Annotated in this window: 13 protein-coding genes and 1 pseudogene; 7 read left to right on the forward strand and 7 right to left on the reverse strand. The window is 67.4% G+C overall.

What is annotated here, in order from left to right; genetic code table 11:
* Window positions 1-169: 169 nt before the first annotated feature.
* Together ACNPNP_RS01090 and ACNPNP_RS01095 are read left to right on the forward strand one after the other, a co-directional pair.
* Window positions 170-826: a class II aldolase/adducin family protein gene (locus ACNPNP_RS01090; protein ID WP_448964228.1), complete on the forward strand. Its 657-nt coding sequence runs from the start codon at window positions 170-172 to the stop codon at window positions 824-826.
* Window positions 827-834: 8 nt separating this feature from the next.
* The gene (locus ACNPNP_RS01095; protein ID WP_448964229.1) at window positions 835-1794 is read left to right on the forward strand and encodes a ketose-bisphosphate aldolase; all 960 of its coding nucleotides are present in this window, start codon (window positions 835-837) and stop codon (window positions 1792-1794) included.
* A 28-nt stretch (window positions 1795-1822) separates the two neighbouring features.
* Here ACNPNP_RS01095 and ACNPNP_RS01100 read toward each other — a convergent pair whose 3' ends face one another.
* Entirely contained in the window at window positions 1823-2620 is a 798-nt protein-coding gene (locus ACNPNP_RS01100) for a DeoR/GlpR family DNA-binding transcription regulator (protein WP_448964230.1), read from the reverse strand.
* A gap of 48 nt (window positions 2621-2668) precedes the next feature.
* Between ACNPNP_RS01100 and ACNPNP_RS01105 the strand changes: the two genes are divergently transcribed.
* From ACNPNP_RS01105 to ACNPNP_RS01115, 3 genes are all read left to right on the forward strand, one after another.
* Window positions 2669-3730, forward strand: a complete 1062-nt coding sequence (locus ACNPNP_RS01105; protein WP_448964498.1) for a LacI family DNA-binding transcriptional regulator — start codon at window positions 2669-2671, stop codon at window positions 3728-3730.
* A gap of 105 nt (window positions 3731-3835) precedes the next feature.
* Window positions 3836-5338, forward strand: coding sequence for an FGGY-family carbohydrate kinase (locus tag ACNPNP_RS01110; RefSeq protein ID WP_448964231.1), 1503 nt, complete (start codon window positions 3836-3838; stop codon window positions 5336-5338).
* 19 nt (window positions 5339-5357) lie between these two features.
* Entirely contained in the window at window positions 5358-6992 is a 1635-nt protein-coding gene (locus ACNPNP_RS01115) for a fucose isomerase (protein WP_448964232.1), read from the forward strand.
* A 130-nt stretch (window positions 6993-7122) separates the two neighbouring features.
* Here ACNPNP_RS01115 and ACNPNP_RS01120 read toward each other — a convergent pair whose 3' ends face one another.
* On the reverse strand, window positions 7123-7692 hold the full coding sequence (locus ACNPNP_RS01120; RefSeq protein ID WP_448964233.1) for a TetR/AcrR family transcriptional regulator: 570 nt from the start codon (window positions 7690-7692) through the stop codon (window positions 7123-7125).
* 68 nt (window positions 7693-7760) lie between these two features.
* On the opposite strand from ACNPNP_RS01120, the gene ACNPNP_RS01125 reads away from it, so the two are divergent.
* Both ACNPNP_RS01125 and ACNPNP_RS01130 read left to right on the forward strand, forming a co-directional pair.
* Window positions 7761-8336 carry a dihydrofolate reductase family protein gene (locus ACNPNP_RS01125; protein WP_448964234.1) on the forward strand — a complete coding sequence of 192 codons (576 nt, stop codon included), beginning with the start codon at window positions 7761-7763 and terminating at the stop codon, window positions 8334-8336.
* Window positions 8337-8410: 74 nt separating this feature from the next.
* Window positions 8411-9787 (forward strand): flavin monoamine oxidase family protein, encoded by a 1377-nt coding sequence (locus ACNPNP_RS01130; protein WP_448964235.1) that lies wholly within the window; start codon window positions 8411-8413, stop codon window positions 9785-9787.
* Here ACNPNP_RS01130 and ACNPNP_RS01135 read toward each other — a convergent pair.
* The 5 genes and pseudogenes from ACNPNP_RS01135 to ACNPNP_RS01155 form a co-directional block, all read right to left on the reverse strand.
* A complete protein-coding gene (locus tag ACNPNP_RS01135; protein WP_448964236.1) occupies window positions 9744-10397 on the reverse strand; it encodes a Pr6Pr family membrane protein in 654 nt (217 codons plus the stop codon). The two genes, ACNPNP_RS01130 and ACNPNP_RS01135, sit on opposite strands and share 44 nt — an antisense overlap.
* Window positions 10398-10516: 119 nt before the next feature.
* Window positions 10517-11887 carry a magnesium transporter gene (gene mgtE / locus ACNPNP_RS01140; protein WP_448964237.1) on the reverse strand — a complete coding sequence of 457 codons (1371 nt, stop codon included), beginning with the start codon at window positions 11885-11887 and terminating at the stop codon, window positions 10517-10519.
* Window positions 11888-12194: 307 nt separating this feature from the next.
* A complete protein-coding gene (locus ACNPNP_RS01145) occupies window positions 12195-12851 on the reverse strand; it encodes a hypothetical protein (RefSeq protein WP_448964238.1) in 657 nt (218 codons plus the stop codon).
* Window positions 12848-13291 carry a MarR family winged helix-turn-helix transcriptional regulator gene (locus ACNPNP_RS01150; RefSeq protein WP_448964239.1) on the reverse strand — a complete coding sequence of 148 codons (444 nt, stop codon included), beginning with the start codon at window positions 13289-13291 and terminating at the stop codon, window positions 12848-12850. The genes ACNPNP_RS01145 and ACNPNP_RS01150 overlap by 4 nt, the downstream gene beginning before the upstream one ends.
* Before the next feature lie 44 nt (window positions 13292-13335).
* Window positions 13336-13669, reverse strand: a pseudogene (locus ACNPNP_RS01155) (hypothetical protein); the annotation flags it as partial.

A 13669-nucleotide genomic window follows, 5' to 3' on the forward strand; every position in this document is an offset into this window, starting at 1 on the left:
CGACGCCGTTGCGACTCGAGCCCGCCGGCGCCACGCCCGTCGCCGACGACGCCTTCGCCGGCTGGTACGCCGATCAACGCGCCGCTTACGTCGCGCTCTACGAGGCGACACGCTGCCTCAACCCGCACCTAACTACACGACCCCAGCCACACCAGAAGGAGAACATGACATGACCGAGACCACTCTGCAGGTCGGCTTCGACATCGCCGCCGCGAAAAAGGAGATACTCGATTACTGCCTGCGCTCGATGGAGTACGGACTCAACTTCAACACGCAGGGCAATATCAGCATCCGCGTGCCAGGGGTCGAGGACCGCTTCCTCATCACGCCCACCGATCTCGAGTACGACAGGATGACCCCCGAAGACATCGTCCTGGTCAACGGCGACAGCGAATTGATCGAGGGGCGTCTCGGGCCGTCGAGTGAGGTCACAGTGCACATGGCCGTGTACAAGCGACGCCCCGATGTGAATGCGATCGTGCATTCAGAGCCCATCTACTCCAATGTCTGGGGTGTCGTGGGCTCCCCGATTCTCGGCACGCTGGTCAACATGGTGATCTACACCAAAGGCGCCGTGCCGATCATGCCGTTCGAGCTCAGCAACAACACCGAATTCGGTGAACACATGTGCGACGCGATGGGTGATCTGAATGCGGTCGTCTGGGCGAACCACGGTCTGCTCACCGTCGGCCCGAATCTGCGCGATGCCTTCAAGACGAGCGTGGCCGTGGAGTCTGCCGCGAAGGTGCAGGCCTATGCCCGCGCGCTCACAGACACCCCGATCGTGCTCGATTACGACACCCTCGGCATCACCGAGTCGCTCTGAGGCTCGGGATGACACTTCAGACGCTGCGGGCCGCGCTCGCCGAAGCCGAATCGGGTGCGTACGCCGTCGGCGCCTTCAACGTATCGAGCATTGATCAGGCCATCGCGGTGCTCGATGCGGCTGCGGCAGAGCGCTCGCCGGTGATCTTGCAGTCGATCGCCGGCATGTCGGCCTACGACGACGAGTCGCGCTGGTGGACCCGTCTGCGCGGTCTGGTCGAGGACTACACCGAGGTGCCGGTCGTGCTGCACCTCGATCACGGCCGTACCTACGATGATTGCGTGCGGGCCATCGACCACGGATTCACGAGCGTCATGATCGACGCGTCGCGCGCCACCGATACGGACGAACCGGCATCGTTCGACGAGAACGTGGCAGCTACCCGACGAGTCGTTGACACGGCAACTCCGGCCGGCGTGAGCGTGGAGGGCGAACTCGGCACCATTGGCGGCGCGGAGGCGGGCGTCGGCGGCATCGTCGAGGAGATCGTCTTCGCCGACCCGGATCAGGCGGTGGAATTCGTGGCACAGACGGCGGTGGATGCCCTCGCCGTGGCCGTCGGTACCAGCCACGGCTCGGTCAAGTTCACGGATGCCGCCGGCGGACAGCGCCTGCGACTCGAGCTCATCGCCGAGATCAAGAGCCGCTTGCCCAAGACGTTCCTCGTCTTGCATGGCTCGTCCTCGGTGCCGGCGGATGCCGTATCCGTGATCAACGCGCACGGTGGTGAGGTTCGTCCGTCCTACGGAATCACTCCAGTACAGAAAACGCAGGGCGTCGCGGCCGGCATCCGCAAGATCAATCAGGGCACCGACTCGCACCTCGCCTGGAGCGCGGAGCTGCGGCGCTTCCTGCAGGAGAACCCGGCAGTGGTGGAGCCGAGCGAGCAGCTTCGCCCGGCGATCCGCGGATTTCGCGAGATGGTCGCGCGGCGCATGCGCGAGTTCGGCTCGGCCGGCCGAGCGTGACCCCGAATTCTTGGGCGCCGCTGCGGCGTCAGGCGAGCTCGATCGTCAGACCGGCCTCTCGAAGCGCCTCCAGTTCGACCGGAGGCGCTTCGACGCCGGTCACGAGCATGTCGATCCGTTGCAGTGGCGCGACTTGGATCACCTGACTTTTCCCGATCTTCGAGCTGTCGGCGACGACGATCGCTCGCGCAGCCGAGTCGAGGTATCGCCTCTTCATCGTCACTTCCGGGAGGCTCGAGTTCGTGAAGCCGCGCGACGAGACTCCGTTGCAGCCGATGAAGCAGATATCGCTGTGCACGGAGCCGATGAACATATCGCCCAACGGATCGATGAGCGAACGCTGCTTGTAATTGACGGTGCCGCCAGTGACCACGACGGTGATGTGGTGCGGCTCGGCGACGCCGAGCTCGAGTGCGATCGTGAGGGAGTTCGTGAAGACGACGACACCCCGCAGGTCCTCACGAGCACGGAGCGCTCGAGCGATCGCGAGGGTGGTGGTGCCCGCATCGAGAAGGATAGCCATCTCACTGTCGACGAGCGCTGCTGCAGCATTGCCGATGCGTCGTTTCTCGGTGACTGCTCGCGCGAGCGCTCGTTCATAATCCGGCGACTGCGCGGTCGATTTGATGCCTGAGATGGCGCCGCCATGCACGCGCTGGATCACGTTCTCTTCCGCAAGCAGATCCAGATCGCTGCGTACCGTCACCTCGGAGACGCTGAGCGTTCGGCTCAATTCCTGCACGCGGGCGAAGCCTTGGCGCTCGATGATCGACACGATCTGTTCGCGTCGAACCGTCGCTGGTACGGACTGCGACCACTCAGGCATGGTGCTCAGCGTAGCCGCGTCTGACGAGGGTCGCGTTCGACAGCCGTCCTGCGCCGCGCGTGGGCGTTCCAACGACGAGATACTGTTCTTCAGTCCGATGGGCATGAAGAACGGGAGGAGGCGAGCATGACCACGATCTATGACGTAGCGAAGAAGGCGGGGGTCTCGCCGGCGACCGTGTCGCGCGTGTTCAACGGCACGAACGTGTCTGCTGCGAAGGTGACCGCCGTTCGCGAGGCGGCCGAGCTGCTGAAGTTCACTCCCAACCGCACCGCACGCTCCCTGCGACTGCAGAGTTCGGAAGTCATCGCGCTCGTGATCCCCGACATCGAGAACCCCTACTTCACGGAGATGGCACGGGGCGTGGAGGACGCCGCCTCGGAGGCGGGGTACTCGGTTGTGCTGTGCAACTCCGACTCCCAGACCGACAAGGAATCGACGTACCTGAACATCGCCGTCGCAGAGCACATGTCGGGGGTCATCATCGCTCCGGCATCCGAGACGACGGATCTGACTCCCGTCCTCTCGACGGGGCGTCCCGTCGTCGTCGTCGACCGCGGCACGGGGCATGACGTCGACGAGGTCGTGATGGCGAACCGGGTCGCAGGTGTCGCTGCCACTCGCGCGCTGATCGATGCAGGCTACCGGCGCATCGCCTACATCGGAGGGCCGGAGCACATCGACACCGCCGTGGAGCGTGCGGAGGGGTGGAGATCGGTCGTCACGGCGTCGGCTCCTGCACTCGACACCCTCGCGTTGGAGCGGTTCGCGACGTTCCGGGTCGACGGAGGGCGCGCAGCCATGCAGGAGCTGCTGTCGATGGACGACCCGCCGGATGCCGTCGTCGCCGGTAACAACCTGATCGGCGTCGGTGCGATCCAGGTGCTCACCGAGCGCGGACTCACACCGCCCGAGGTCGGTGTCGCCGTGATCGGCTCGCTGCCGTTCACGACGCTGTCGCCGACCGCGGTCACGGTCGTACGACTGCCGGCTCGGCACATGGGGATGACCGCCGCCAACATGCTGCTCGAACGCATCAGGGGCGACCGGCAGCCGGCCCGCACTGTCGTGCTGCGCAACGAAGTGCAGGTGGCGAGCGCCCTGCGCTGAGCGCCCGCAACGGCGCCGTTCCGCCTTGCGGAGCCCTGCCGCTGTTGATTCATGAAATCGATTTCGCGTAAAGTTGAAGAACCGACGTGTTCAAGGAGGACCGCCATGCACTGCACCCTCGGTGTCGACGTCGGCACGTCGAGCACGAAGGGCGTTCTCGTCGCGGCAGACGGCTCGATCGTGGCATCGGCCACACGCTCCCACGACGTCGATCGCCCGCACACCGGCTGGGTCGAGATGGACGCGAACATCTGGTGGGACGAGTTCGTCAGCATCGCAGATGAGCTGATCTCGGCGCATCCGGATGCGGAGATCACCGCCGTCGGCGTGAGCGGGATGGGCCCGTGCGTGCTGCTCGCGGACGCGGACGACGAACCGGTGCGGCCGGCGATCCTCTACGGCGTCGACACGCGCTCCGGTGCCCAGATCGCACGTATGACGGAAGAGCTCGGCATCGACGAGATCACGCGCGTCGGCGGATCGACTCTGACCTCGCAGGCAGGAGGCGCGAAGATCGCCTGGATCTCGGACGAGGAGCCAGACGCATGGGCCACGGCCCGTCGCTTCTTCATGCCGGCTTCCTGGCTCGCTCGCAAGCTCACCGGCGCCTACGTGCTCGACCACCAGTCGGCGAGCCAGACGTCACCGCTGTACGACATCGAGAACGAGACCTGGTACGACCCGTGGTGGCAGCGGTACGCCGGCACGATCGAGCAACCCCGGCTCGCCTGGGCGGGTGACATCGCCGGTGAGGTAACGGATGCGGCATCCGCGATCACCGGAATCCCGGCGGGCACGCCGGTCATCACGGGCACGATCGACGCGTGGACCGAGGCGGTCAGCGTGGGGGCCCATGAGACCGGCGACCTCATGCTCATGTACGGCACCACGATGTTCATGGTCTTCACGAACACCGTCGCGACGGGCGGACAGACCCTGCGCACACCGTCGATGTGGACCACTGCCGGCGCGTTCCCCGGCACCCGGAACCTGGCCGGTGGCCTCTCCACGTCCGGTGCGCTCACGGCATGGCTCAAGGATCTCACCGGATCCGACTACCGGGAGCTGCTCGCAGAGGCCGCGATCTCGGGCCCGGGCGCAAGAGGACTGCTGATGCTGCCCTACTTCGCGGGGGAGCGCACGCCGATCCAGGACCCCGACGCGCGCGGGGTGGTCGCAGGCCTCACGCTCGAACACGGCCGCGGCGACCTGTACCGCGCCGCACTCGAGGCCACCGCGCTGGGGGTGCGTCACAACGTCGAAACGATGCGCGCAGCCGGTGCTGACATCACCCGCATCGTCGCCGTCGGCGGCGGAACGCAGGGGCAGCTGTGGCTGCAGGTCATCTCCGATGTGACCGGCCTCGTGCAGGAAGTCCCAGAGACCACGATCGGCGCCAGCTATGGTGCGGCGTTCCTCGCCGCATCCGCGGTCGCGCCGGAGGGTGCGGAGCCGGCGATCACCGACTGGAACCCGATCGCGCAGACCATCACGCCGAATCCCGACACCCGTGCCCTCTATGACACCCTCTTCGATCGCTACGTGCGGCTGTACGAAGGCACGAAGGACGTCGTCCACGAACTCGCCGCCGATCAGCGCGGTGCCTGACCCCAACCCCGGAGGAATCATGACCAGCTACACACTTCCCGCCGCGGCATCCCGCCCGGCATCCGCCCCGAAGACCGCCTACCTGATCACCTCCGGTGACCTGCGAGAGTCGGCCAACACCGCCGGATGGGCGACGCAGGCGGCGCTCGAGGTCAGCGTCACCTCCGTCTTCAACGAGTTCGGCTGGAACGTCATCCGCGCGTTCGACGTCGACCCCGAGACCGGTCACGGCTACATCTCGAGCCAGCGCATGGGCATGGAGGTCTTCAAGAACATCCCGACGGATGCGCCGCTGATCGTCGCGATCGCCAACTGGCAGTACTCGCACCACGTGCTCGCAGGTCTCCGCACGCACGAGGGTCCGATCCTCACGACCGCGAACTTCGCGCCGGATTGGCCCGGCCTGGTCGGACTGCTCGGCCTGAACGCCGGACTCACCAAGATGGGCAAGCCCTACTCGTCGACCTGGTCGGTCGACTTCTCCGACGACTGGTTCAAGGCGACCATCAAGGAGTGGATCGAGACCGGCACGATCACCCACGACTACTCGCACGTGCGAGAGCTGCCGGCGCTGCCGGACAGCCCCGAGAAGCAGCTCGGCGAGGCGCTCGCGGCGCAGCTTCTCGACGAGAAGGCCATCATCGGCGTCTTCGACGAGGGCTGCATGGGCATGTACAACGCCATCTTCGACGATGAGCTGCTCAACCAGACCGGCATCTACAAGGAGCGGCTGTCGCAGTCGGCGCTCTATGCGGAGATGCTTCAGGTGCAGGAGCACGAGGCGGATGCCGCCTACGACTGGCTCATCGATCACGGCATGACGTTCCGCTACGGCGAGGACGGCGCCACCGAGCTCACCCGCGAGCAGGTGCAGTGGCAGATGAAGATGTACATCGCCGCCCTGCGCATCGCTGACGACTTCGGACTGGATGCTGTCGGCATCCAGTACCAGCAGGGGCTGAAGGACCTCGTCCCGGCATCCGACCTCGCCGAAGGCATCCTGAACTCCACCGAGCGTCCTCCGGTGACCTCACGCGACGGCTCCCGCGTGCTGCACGAGGGCCGCGCCTTCCCGCACTTCAACGAGGCCGACGAGGGCGTCGCGGTCGACGCGCTGGTCACCGACCGCGTGTGGCGGGCGATGGGCCTCGTGCCCGACAACACCCTGCACGACGTGCGCTGGGGTGAGGAGTACGACGGTCACTTCGTCTGGGCGTATGAGATCTCCGGCTCGGTGCCGGCCTCGCACCTCGGCGGCTGGGACAAGGCGGAGGGGTGGCGTCAGGGCCACGTCTTCTTCCCCGCGGGCGGCGCGACCCTCAACGGCGTCTCCCAGCCCGGCGAAGTGGTGCTGAGCCGCGTGTTCATCGCCGACGGCATCCTGCAGGCCGACATCTTCCGCGCCTCGGTCGTCGAGCTGCCGGAGGAGGAGACGCAGCGCCGCAAGGCCGCCACGAACGAGGAATGGCCGCTCGCGCACGTCGTGCTGCACGGCGTCTCGCGCGACCAGTTCATGGCCCGTCACAAGGCCAACCACGCCCAGCTCGTGTACGCACCTGATGCCGAGACCGCCGACAAGGCCCTCATCGCGAAGGCGGCGATGTTCGACGGCATGGGCATCAAGGTGAACCTGATCGGCGACGTCACGGTCTGACGCGCTCGCGTCGTTTCCGGCACGAAACGGTAATCGCGGCATGAGAAGGGGCCACCCCAGCGTGACCCCTTCTCATGCCGCACGCGCCGTCTCGCGCTGCAGACGCCTTCTCGCGGGCGAGCGCGCCCGCTCAGGCGGGCAGCAGCCCCGCCACGAGGGCGTCGACGACCTCGTCGGTCGGGGTGCCGGGATCGATCGGCGAGGTGAGCCGGTCGAACACCAGCCCCTCGATCGCGTAGTGGAACAGGGCCACTTCTCGGCGACCGCCCGGAAGCCCCGCCGCCTCGTTGAACGCGACGTCGCCGTCGAAGCCCGTGCGCTGCCACTCGCCCAATGATGCGGCGAGCTCGGGGCGACGGGCGGCGTCGAGGCGCAGCTCGTAGAGTGCGAGCGTGACCTCTCTGTTCGTCAGCAGACGGCGCACGATGTCACGGATGTAGTCGGCGAAGAGCTCGCGACTCGGGTGCTCCGCCGCCCTGGCCTCCAGCTCGGCCGATGTCGGTGCCAGCCGGACGCCGATGCGTTCGAAAAGCCCGGTGATCAGGGCCTCTCGACTGCGGAAGTAGGTCGAGGCGGTTCCGACGGGCACGCTCGCCTCGGCGTCTATGGCCCGATGGGTCAGCCCCCGTGATCCCTCGCGTGCCAGCACCGCGATGCCCGCATCGGCGAGGAGCGCTCGCCGCGCCTCGTTCTTCGCCATGCGATGACTCTAGCGCAACCACTGCAACTGTTGTAGTCTCCAATCACTGCACCTGTAGTTATTGGAGAATGATGCGAGAACTCACCTATTACGCCGCCGTGAGCATCGACGGTTTCATCGCCGGCCCTGACGGACAATTCGACCGGTTCCTGTTCGAGGGTGACCATGCCGCCGGCATCGGCGAGAAGTATCAGGGCACAGCGCCGACCGAACTCGCCGAGAGAGCGGGCTTCCCGATCGACGGCGGTCCGTTCGACACCGTGCTCATGGGGTGGAACACCTACGCCGTAGGGCTTCCAGAACTGCCGAGCCCGTATCGGCATTTCCGCCAGATCGTCTTCACGCGCGGGCACGACGCACCGGAAGGCTCAGGTGACGTCGAATTCACCGATCGTGACCCTGTCGAGGTCGTGCGCGAACTCAAGGCCGAGGAGGGCAAGGGGATCTGGCTCTGCGGCGGCGGTGCGCTGGCATCGGTATTGCGCGACGAGATCGACCGCCTGGCGCTCAAGCGCAATCCCGTGCTGTTCGGCGCCGGCATCCCTCTGTTCGAGGGGCGCGACTACGCGCCGGCCGACTTCCGCCCGACCCGCGTCACGCCGTACGAGTCCGGAGTCGTGCTCGCCGAGTACGTGCGCGTCTGAGCCGCGTCGACCGCCCGCTCCTGCGCCGAAGCGAGAAGTCGGCCGGGAGCGGGTAGTGTGGCGACACGATGAGGATGACGCGTCGCCAGCTGCTGATCGGCGCCGGAGCAGGCGCTCTCGGCGTGCTGCTCGTATCCTGCACCCCGGAGCCCGCACCGACGCCCACCCCGACGCGCAGTCCGACACCTCTGCCGACCACGAGGGTGCCGGCTCCCGCCGCGCACATGCGCAGCACTTGGGCGAGCGATCCGTTCTCGCGCGGCGCAGTGAGCTACACGCGCATCGGCGTGCAGTCGGCCACACGCGAGACGCTGGCAGAGCCCATCCAGGGGCGGGTCTACTTCGCGGGCGAGGCGACAGACTCCGACCATCCCGCCACGATGCGAGGCGCCATCCGCTCGGGTGAGAGCGCTGCGATGCGGCTGCGGGCCACCGTCGAGGCGGGGGAGCGCATCGCGGTGATCGGCGCGGGCCTCGCCGGCGCCGCCGTCGCGGCCGACCTCGCCGATCTCGACGTCGAGGTCACGGTCTTCGAGGCACGCGACCGGGTCGGCGGACGCATCCACTCCCAGCTCGAGGACGATTGGCCCCTGCCGGTGCAGCTGGGGGGATGGCTGGTCGGCCCTGACGATGACACCGGGCTCTCCGACACCGTCGAGTTGGCGACCGCCGTATGGCGCTCGGCGGAGGGCGCGATCGAGCCCCCGGGCACCGCGCCGTTGGAAGCGGCGATCGCCGCGGCGCAGGCGTTCCCCGCCGATGTCGCGCTGGCCGAGGCCCTGGAGGAGACGGGTGCGAGCCCAGAGGAACCGGGCCTCGCCGGCCTTCTCGCGTACCTGGCGACCACTGCCGGTGCCGATGCGGACCAGCTCTCGACCTGGTTCCCTCCCGCGCTGCCGCAGAGCGTGCGCGGAGGATTCATCGGGGATCTGGGCGCGTATGTGCAGGAGCAGCTGGCCGACGCGCAGTTGACGTTGTCCTCGCCCGTGACGCGCATCGCCTACGACGACTCCGGCGTCAGCCTGCGACTCGGCACCGGGGAGTCGACGTCGTTCGATCGGGTCGTGGTCACGGTTCCGCTCGGCGTGCTGCAACGCGAGGGCATCGAGTTCGCTCCTCCGCTGCCCTTCACACACCGCGGTGCGTTGAACGCGCTCGGCATGGGGCACGTCGAGACGATCTGGCTGCGCTATGACGAGCCGTTCTGGGATACCGAGGCGACGATCTGGCATGTCGTGGGCGATGGACTGGTCGGCGGTGGCCTGGTGCGGGAGGACGCGGTGCCGGTGCGCACCTGGATCAACCTGCTTCCCGTCACGGGCGAGAACCTCCTGGTGGGCATCGTCGGCGGTGAGGACGCGGAGCGCTTCGCCGAGCTCGAGGAGGAGAGTGCGCTGCTGTCGGCGCTCACGTCCCTCGAGCTGTTCCTGCCTTCCGGCGCGACGGACTGACCCTGCTGATCACCGCGAGCACGGCGGCGATGAGGGCGAAGATCGTCAGAGCGAGCACGCTCGTCACCAGGAATTCTCCGATGCCGCTGACCTGGCGCAGGTCGAGGAAGTAGTACGGGTACCAGCCGATCATCGGTCCCCGCCACATCGTCACCGCACCCCACACCAGCGGGAACAGCAGCGATCCGGGGATGATCCACCACGGCACCGACCTGTGGCCGGGCGTGAGGGTCCACGCGATCGCGGTGAGTGCGGGCAACCAGAAGTGCAGCACCTGATCGGACCACGGCACATCGACCCGGATGCCGCGGAGCCCGGCCTGCCACACGATGAGCGCGAAGGCCAGGCCCGCGGTGATGGTCCACGTCAGCACGAGTGAGAGTGCGACGCTGAACCAGCGAGGATCGTCGTCGCGCCGGAACGCGAGGATGCCGCCGATCACGAGCAGCACGACGAGCGCGCAGTTCGATTCGACAGTGAGGTACGCGAAGAAGTTGCGCCCCGCGATGGTCTGTGAACTCAGTCCCCAGAACAGCCGGTGAACGAGCGCGGTGAGGCACACGGCCGCCGTGACAAGGCGAAGTGCGCCGAACGTCGTTCGTGCCCTCACTGCCGCCAGCCTCCCCTTTCGACGCGGTTCCACGTCATCCGGCGATTCTACGGACGACTGCCCCGGAGTCGAATCCGCGGTCGTCGATATCTGCGCGTCCCCGGCGCGGTCCTGGCCGCTCAGATGCCCAGGATGGCCTTGGCGATGACGAAGTAGATCACGAGCCCGGTGGCGTCGACGAAGGTGGTGATGAACGGATTCGAGAAGACCGCGGGATCCACCCGGATCATTCTGGCGACCAGCGGCATGATCCCCCCGATCGTCGCGGCCACCGCGCACACCGCGATGAGGGTGCACCCGATCACGAGTCCGATCTGCCAGTCGTACACCAGCGCGGTGATCCCGAACCCCAGCAGGCCGAGGAGCACGCCGAGCGACAGGCCCACCCGCAGCTCACGGGTGAGGACGCGCACGATGTCCCTCGGCCGCACCTCGCCGAGCGCGAGCGCCCTGGTCACGGTCGTCGCGGCCTGGTTGCCGGTGTTGCCTCCCGTGCCGATCAGCAGAGGCACGAACAGCGCCAGCACGGTGAGCTGCTCGAGGGTCGCCTCGAAGACCGAGAGGACCTTGACGGTGAGCGTCGCGCCGACGGCGAGCACGAGGAGCCAGACCACCCGAGAGCGGACGATCCGCCGGATCGGCGTCGACAGGTACGGCCGGGTCAACGGCTCCACGCCGCCCTGGCGCGCAGCATCCTCGCTCTCCTCGCGCTTGAGGATGCGCGCGGCGTCATCGATCGTGAAGATGCCGACCAGGCGGTGCTCGCTGTCGACCACTGGCACGGCGAGCAGGCCGAGGTCGGTGCAATCGCGCGCCGCGACCTCGGCGTCCGAGTCGGCGGGCACGGTGTGCGCGTCCTGCATCAGCGAATCGATGAGAGCGTCGTCATCCGCGCTCAACAGGTCCCTGAGGCTGACGACGCCGACGACGCGGCGTGCGTGATCGGTCACCGGAAGCGTGTAGATGGTCTCCGCGTCGGCGAGACGCGCGCGCATGCGCCGCAGCGTATCGGCGGCGGTGAGTCCGGGGTGCGTGGCGACGTACTCCGGGCTCATGCGCCGGCCGATGGAGTCCTGCGAGTAGCCGAGGACGGATGCGGTCAGCTCCCGCTCCCGCGGCGAGAGTCCTCGCAGCAGCCTGGGCGCGACGGATGCCGGCAGCTCATCGAGCAGCCAGACCCGATCGTCCGGATCCATCTCGGCGAACAGCGCCGCGACCTCGGCGTCCTGCAGTCCGCGGACGAGCTCGCCCTGCAGCTCGGGCGACAGTGCTTCGAACGCCTCCACCGCCTGCTGCTTCGGCAGCAACCGGTAGACGACAGCGCAGTCCCGGGGGTTCAGGCGTTCCAGCACCTGCACGATCTGCCAGGTGGGTGCGGGTGAGAGGGCGGCGGATGCCGCGGCGAGATCGCGCCGCGACAGGCTCTGCTCGATCGTGTCGAGAAGGTCAGCGGTGTCGAGGTTCTGGGTGGGGATCTGCTCCGTGGTCATGGAGAGCTTCTTTCGGGCAGGCCGACAGGAAGCGCAGCGGTCGGCGCTGATGATCGTCGGCTGGACGGATGAGTCGAAGCCGGACAACCGCGCGAGAAGTCAGCGCTGCGATGCAGCGAAAGCGGAGTCCGGATGCTGATGGCAACTATCACCACTCATGGGAGTACCACCTCGCTTCCGTCGTCGCAGACCGCTCAGATGCGGTCGAGCCGCAGCGGGACGCTCGTCCGCTGCCTCCGCCAATGTAGTCCATCAGGTTGCAGGATGTCTGCGCACCGTCCTCATGCGCCGCGCAGACGGGGTCTTCTCAGTCGGCGGCGAGGAGGAACGGCCGCGCGGCCGCCAGGAACGCGCGAGGATCGTCGGCCCAGATGCGCACGGAGGTGACCGGATGCTCGCCGCCTCGGGGAGCGAGGCCGGGCAGTCGCACCGCGTAGGGCCGTTCCAGCTCGATCTCGATGTTCGTCTCGTCCTGCATCCGCTCCGCGTACTCCGAACCGGTGATGCGCGGCTGCTTGGGCTCATCGATGCGCCTGCTGATCGCGACGGACGCGATCTCCTCCCAGGGGAGCGCGACGTCGACCTCGAGCCCATTGCGCACCTGGATGCCGTCCGGGCCCACCGCGTGCGGACGCAGCAGCATCGCGCAGAGCAGTCCGATCATCCACGTGAGGCCCCAGATGCCGATGATGAGGAACGTGATCCTCACGGCGGGCCAGCGGTGCACGATCAGGTCGATGATCGGCAGTTCGACCGCCGACAGCACGATGAACACGATGAGGATCGTCAGCACAGGGCGGTGGTAGCCGATCCCGGTGCCTCCGCGCGGAACCGCCGGGCGTCTGGCGATCGCCCGCCCGATGCTCGCATAGATGCGCAGCTCTGCGAGCAGCGCGCGGTGCGCGAGGGAGAGGAATCGTCGCCACACGGACGGGGACGCGATGTCGATCGTCGTGCTGCTCATTTCGCGCTCTCGGCTTCGGCGACGAGTGCCGCCAGGTGATCTGCCAGCGCGGCGACTCCGCGCTGGACGGCGTCACGGTCTTCGGGCGCGATCGCGGCCGTCAGCGTGTCGTTGAGCTCGACGTGCTCCTGCTGCATGCGCGCCATGGTCGTGACGGCGTCGGGGGTGAGTTCGACGAGCACGGCCCGGCGATCCGTCGGGTGGGGAGTCCGGCGCACGTGGCCGGATTGCTCCAACCCGTCGACGAGGCCGGTGATGTTGCGGGGGCTCACGTCGCACAGCTTCGCGAGCGCCTGCTGCGTCGACGGGCCGGCATGCTGCAGCACCCAGAGCAGGTGCACACGCGAGGTCGTCAATCCGGTGCCCTCGAACGCGCGCGCCATGTCCTTCTGGAACAGATCGGCGATCTGCAGCAGGCGGTCGAGAAGCAGCGGGTTCATGATAGTGATGCTACTACATCATTACCATGCTTCACTAATTAAGATCAGGCGGGATCGATCCGCAGGACGTCTCGCGCCTCGCCGCCCTCCAGATCGTCGGCGATGCGGATGCTGCGCGCGAGGTCGTCCAGCGCGGGAATCAGCGTGCCGAACGTCTCACGGGATCCGCCCACGGCGGTCAACGTGACCAGATGCGTTCCGGTGTCCCAGGTGTATGTGGCGAACGGAGGGGAGGTGGGCTGTTCGGGGAAGGACATCACCAGCTTCTCCCCGACTCCGAGCCGGGAGGGGAACGACTCGGTGTCGTCGTACTCCATCGGCATCATGGCCCTGGCCGTGCGCACGTCGTTCGTCAACTCCTGCGTCGTCGCCATGGCG

It is taken from the genome of Microbacterium xerophyticum, from assembly GCF_053543555.1.

Bases quoted from the DNA above. Each gene is read 5' to 3' on its own strand.
- ACNPNP_RS01100 (WP_448964230.1), bottom strand. From the start codon at position 2,620: ATGCCTGAGTGGTCGCAGTCCGTACCAGCGACGGTTCGACGCGAACAG.
- ACNPNP_RS01115 (WP_448964232.1), top strand. From the start codon at position 5,358: ATGACCAGCTACACACTTCCCGCCGCGGCATCCCGCCCGGCATCCGCC.
- ACNPNP_RS01125 (WP_448964234.1), top strand. From the start codon at position 7,761: ATGATGCGAGAACTCACCTATTACGCCGCCGTGAGCATCGACGGTTTC.
- ACNPNP_RS01150 (WP_448964239.1), bottom strand. From the start codon at position 13,291: ATGAACCCGCTGCTTCTCGACCGCCTGCTGCAGATCGCCGATCTGTTC.
- ACNPNP_RS01130 (WP_448964235.1), top strand. From the start codon at position 8,411: ATGACGCGTCGCCAGCTGCTGATCGGCGCCGGAGCAGGCGCTCTCGGC.
- ACNPNP_RS01145 (WP_448964238.1), bottom strand. From the start codon at position 12,851: ATGAGCAGCACGACGATCGACATCGCGTCCCCGTCCGTGTGGCGACGA.
- mgtE (WP_448964237.1), bottom strand. From the start codon at position 11,887: ATGACCACGGAGCAGATCCCCACCCAGAACCTCGACACCGCTGACCTT.
- ACNPNP_RS01110 (WP_448964231.1), top strand. From the start codon at position 3,836: ATGCACTGCACCCTCGGTGTCGACGTCGGCACGTCGAGCACGAAGGGC.
- ACNPNP_RS01120 (WP_448964233.1), bottom strand. From the start codon at position 7,692: ATGGCGAAGAACGAGGCGCGGCGAGCGCTCCTCGCCGATGCGGGCATC.
- ACNPNP_RS01090 (WP_448964228.1), top strand. From the start codon at position 170: ATGACCGAGACCACTCTGCAGGTCGGCTTCGACATCGCCGCCGCGAAA.
- ACNPNP_RS01095 (WP_448964229.1), top strand. From the start codon at position 835: ATGACACTTCAGACGCTGCGGGCCGCGCTCGCCGAAGCCGAATCGGGT.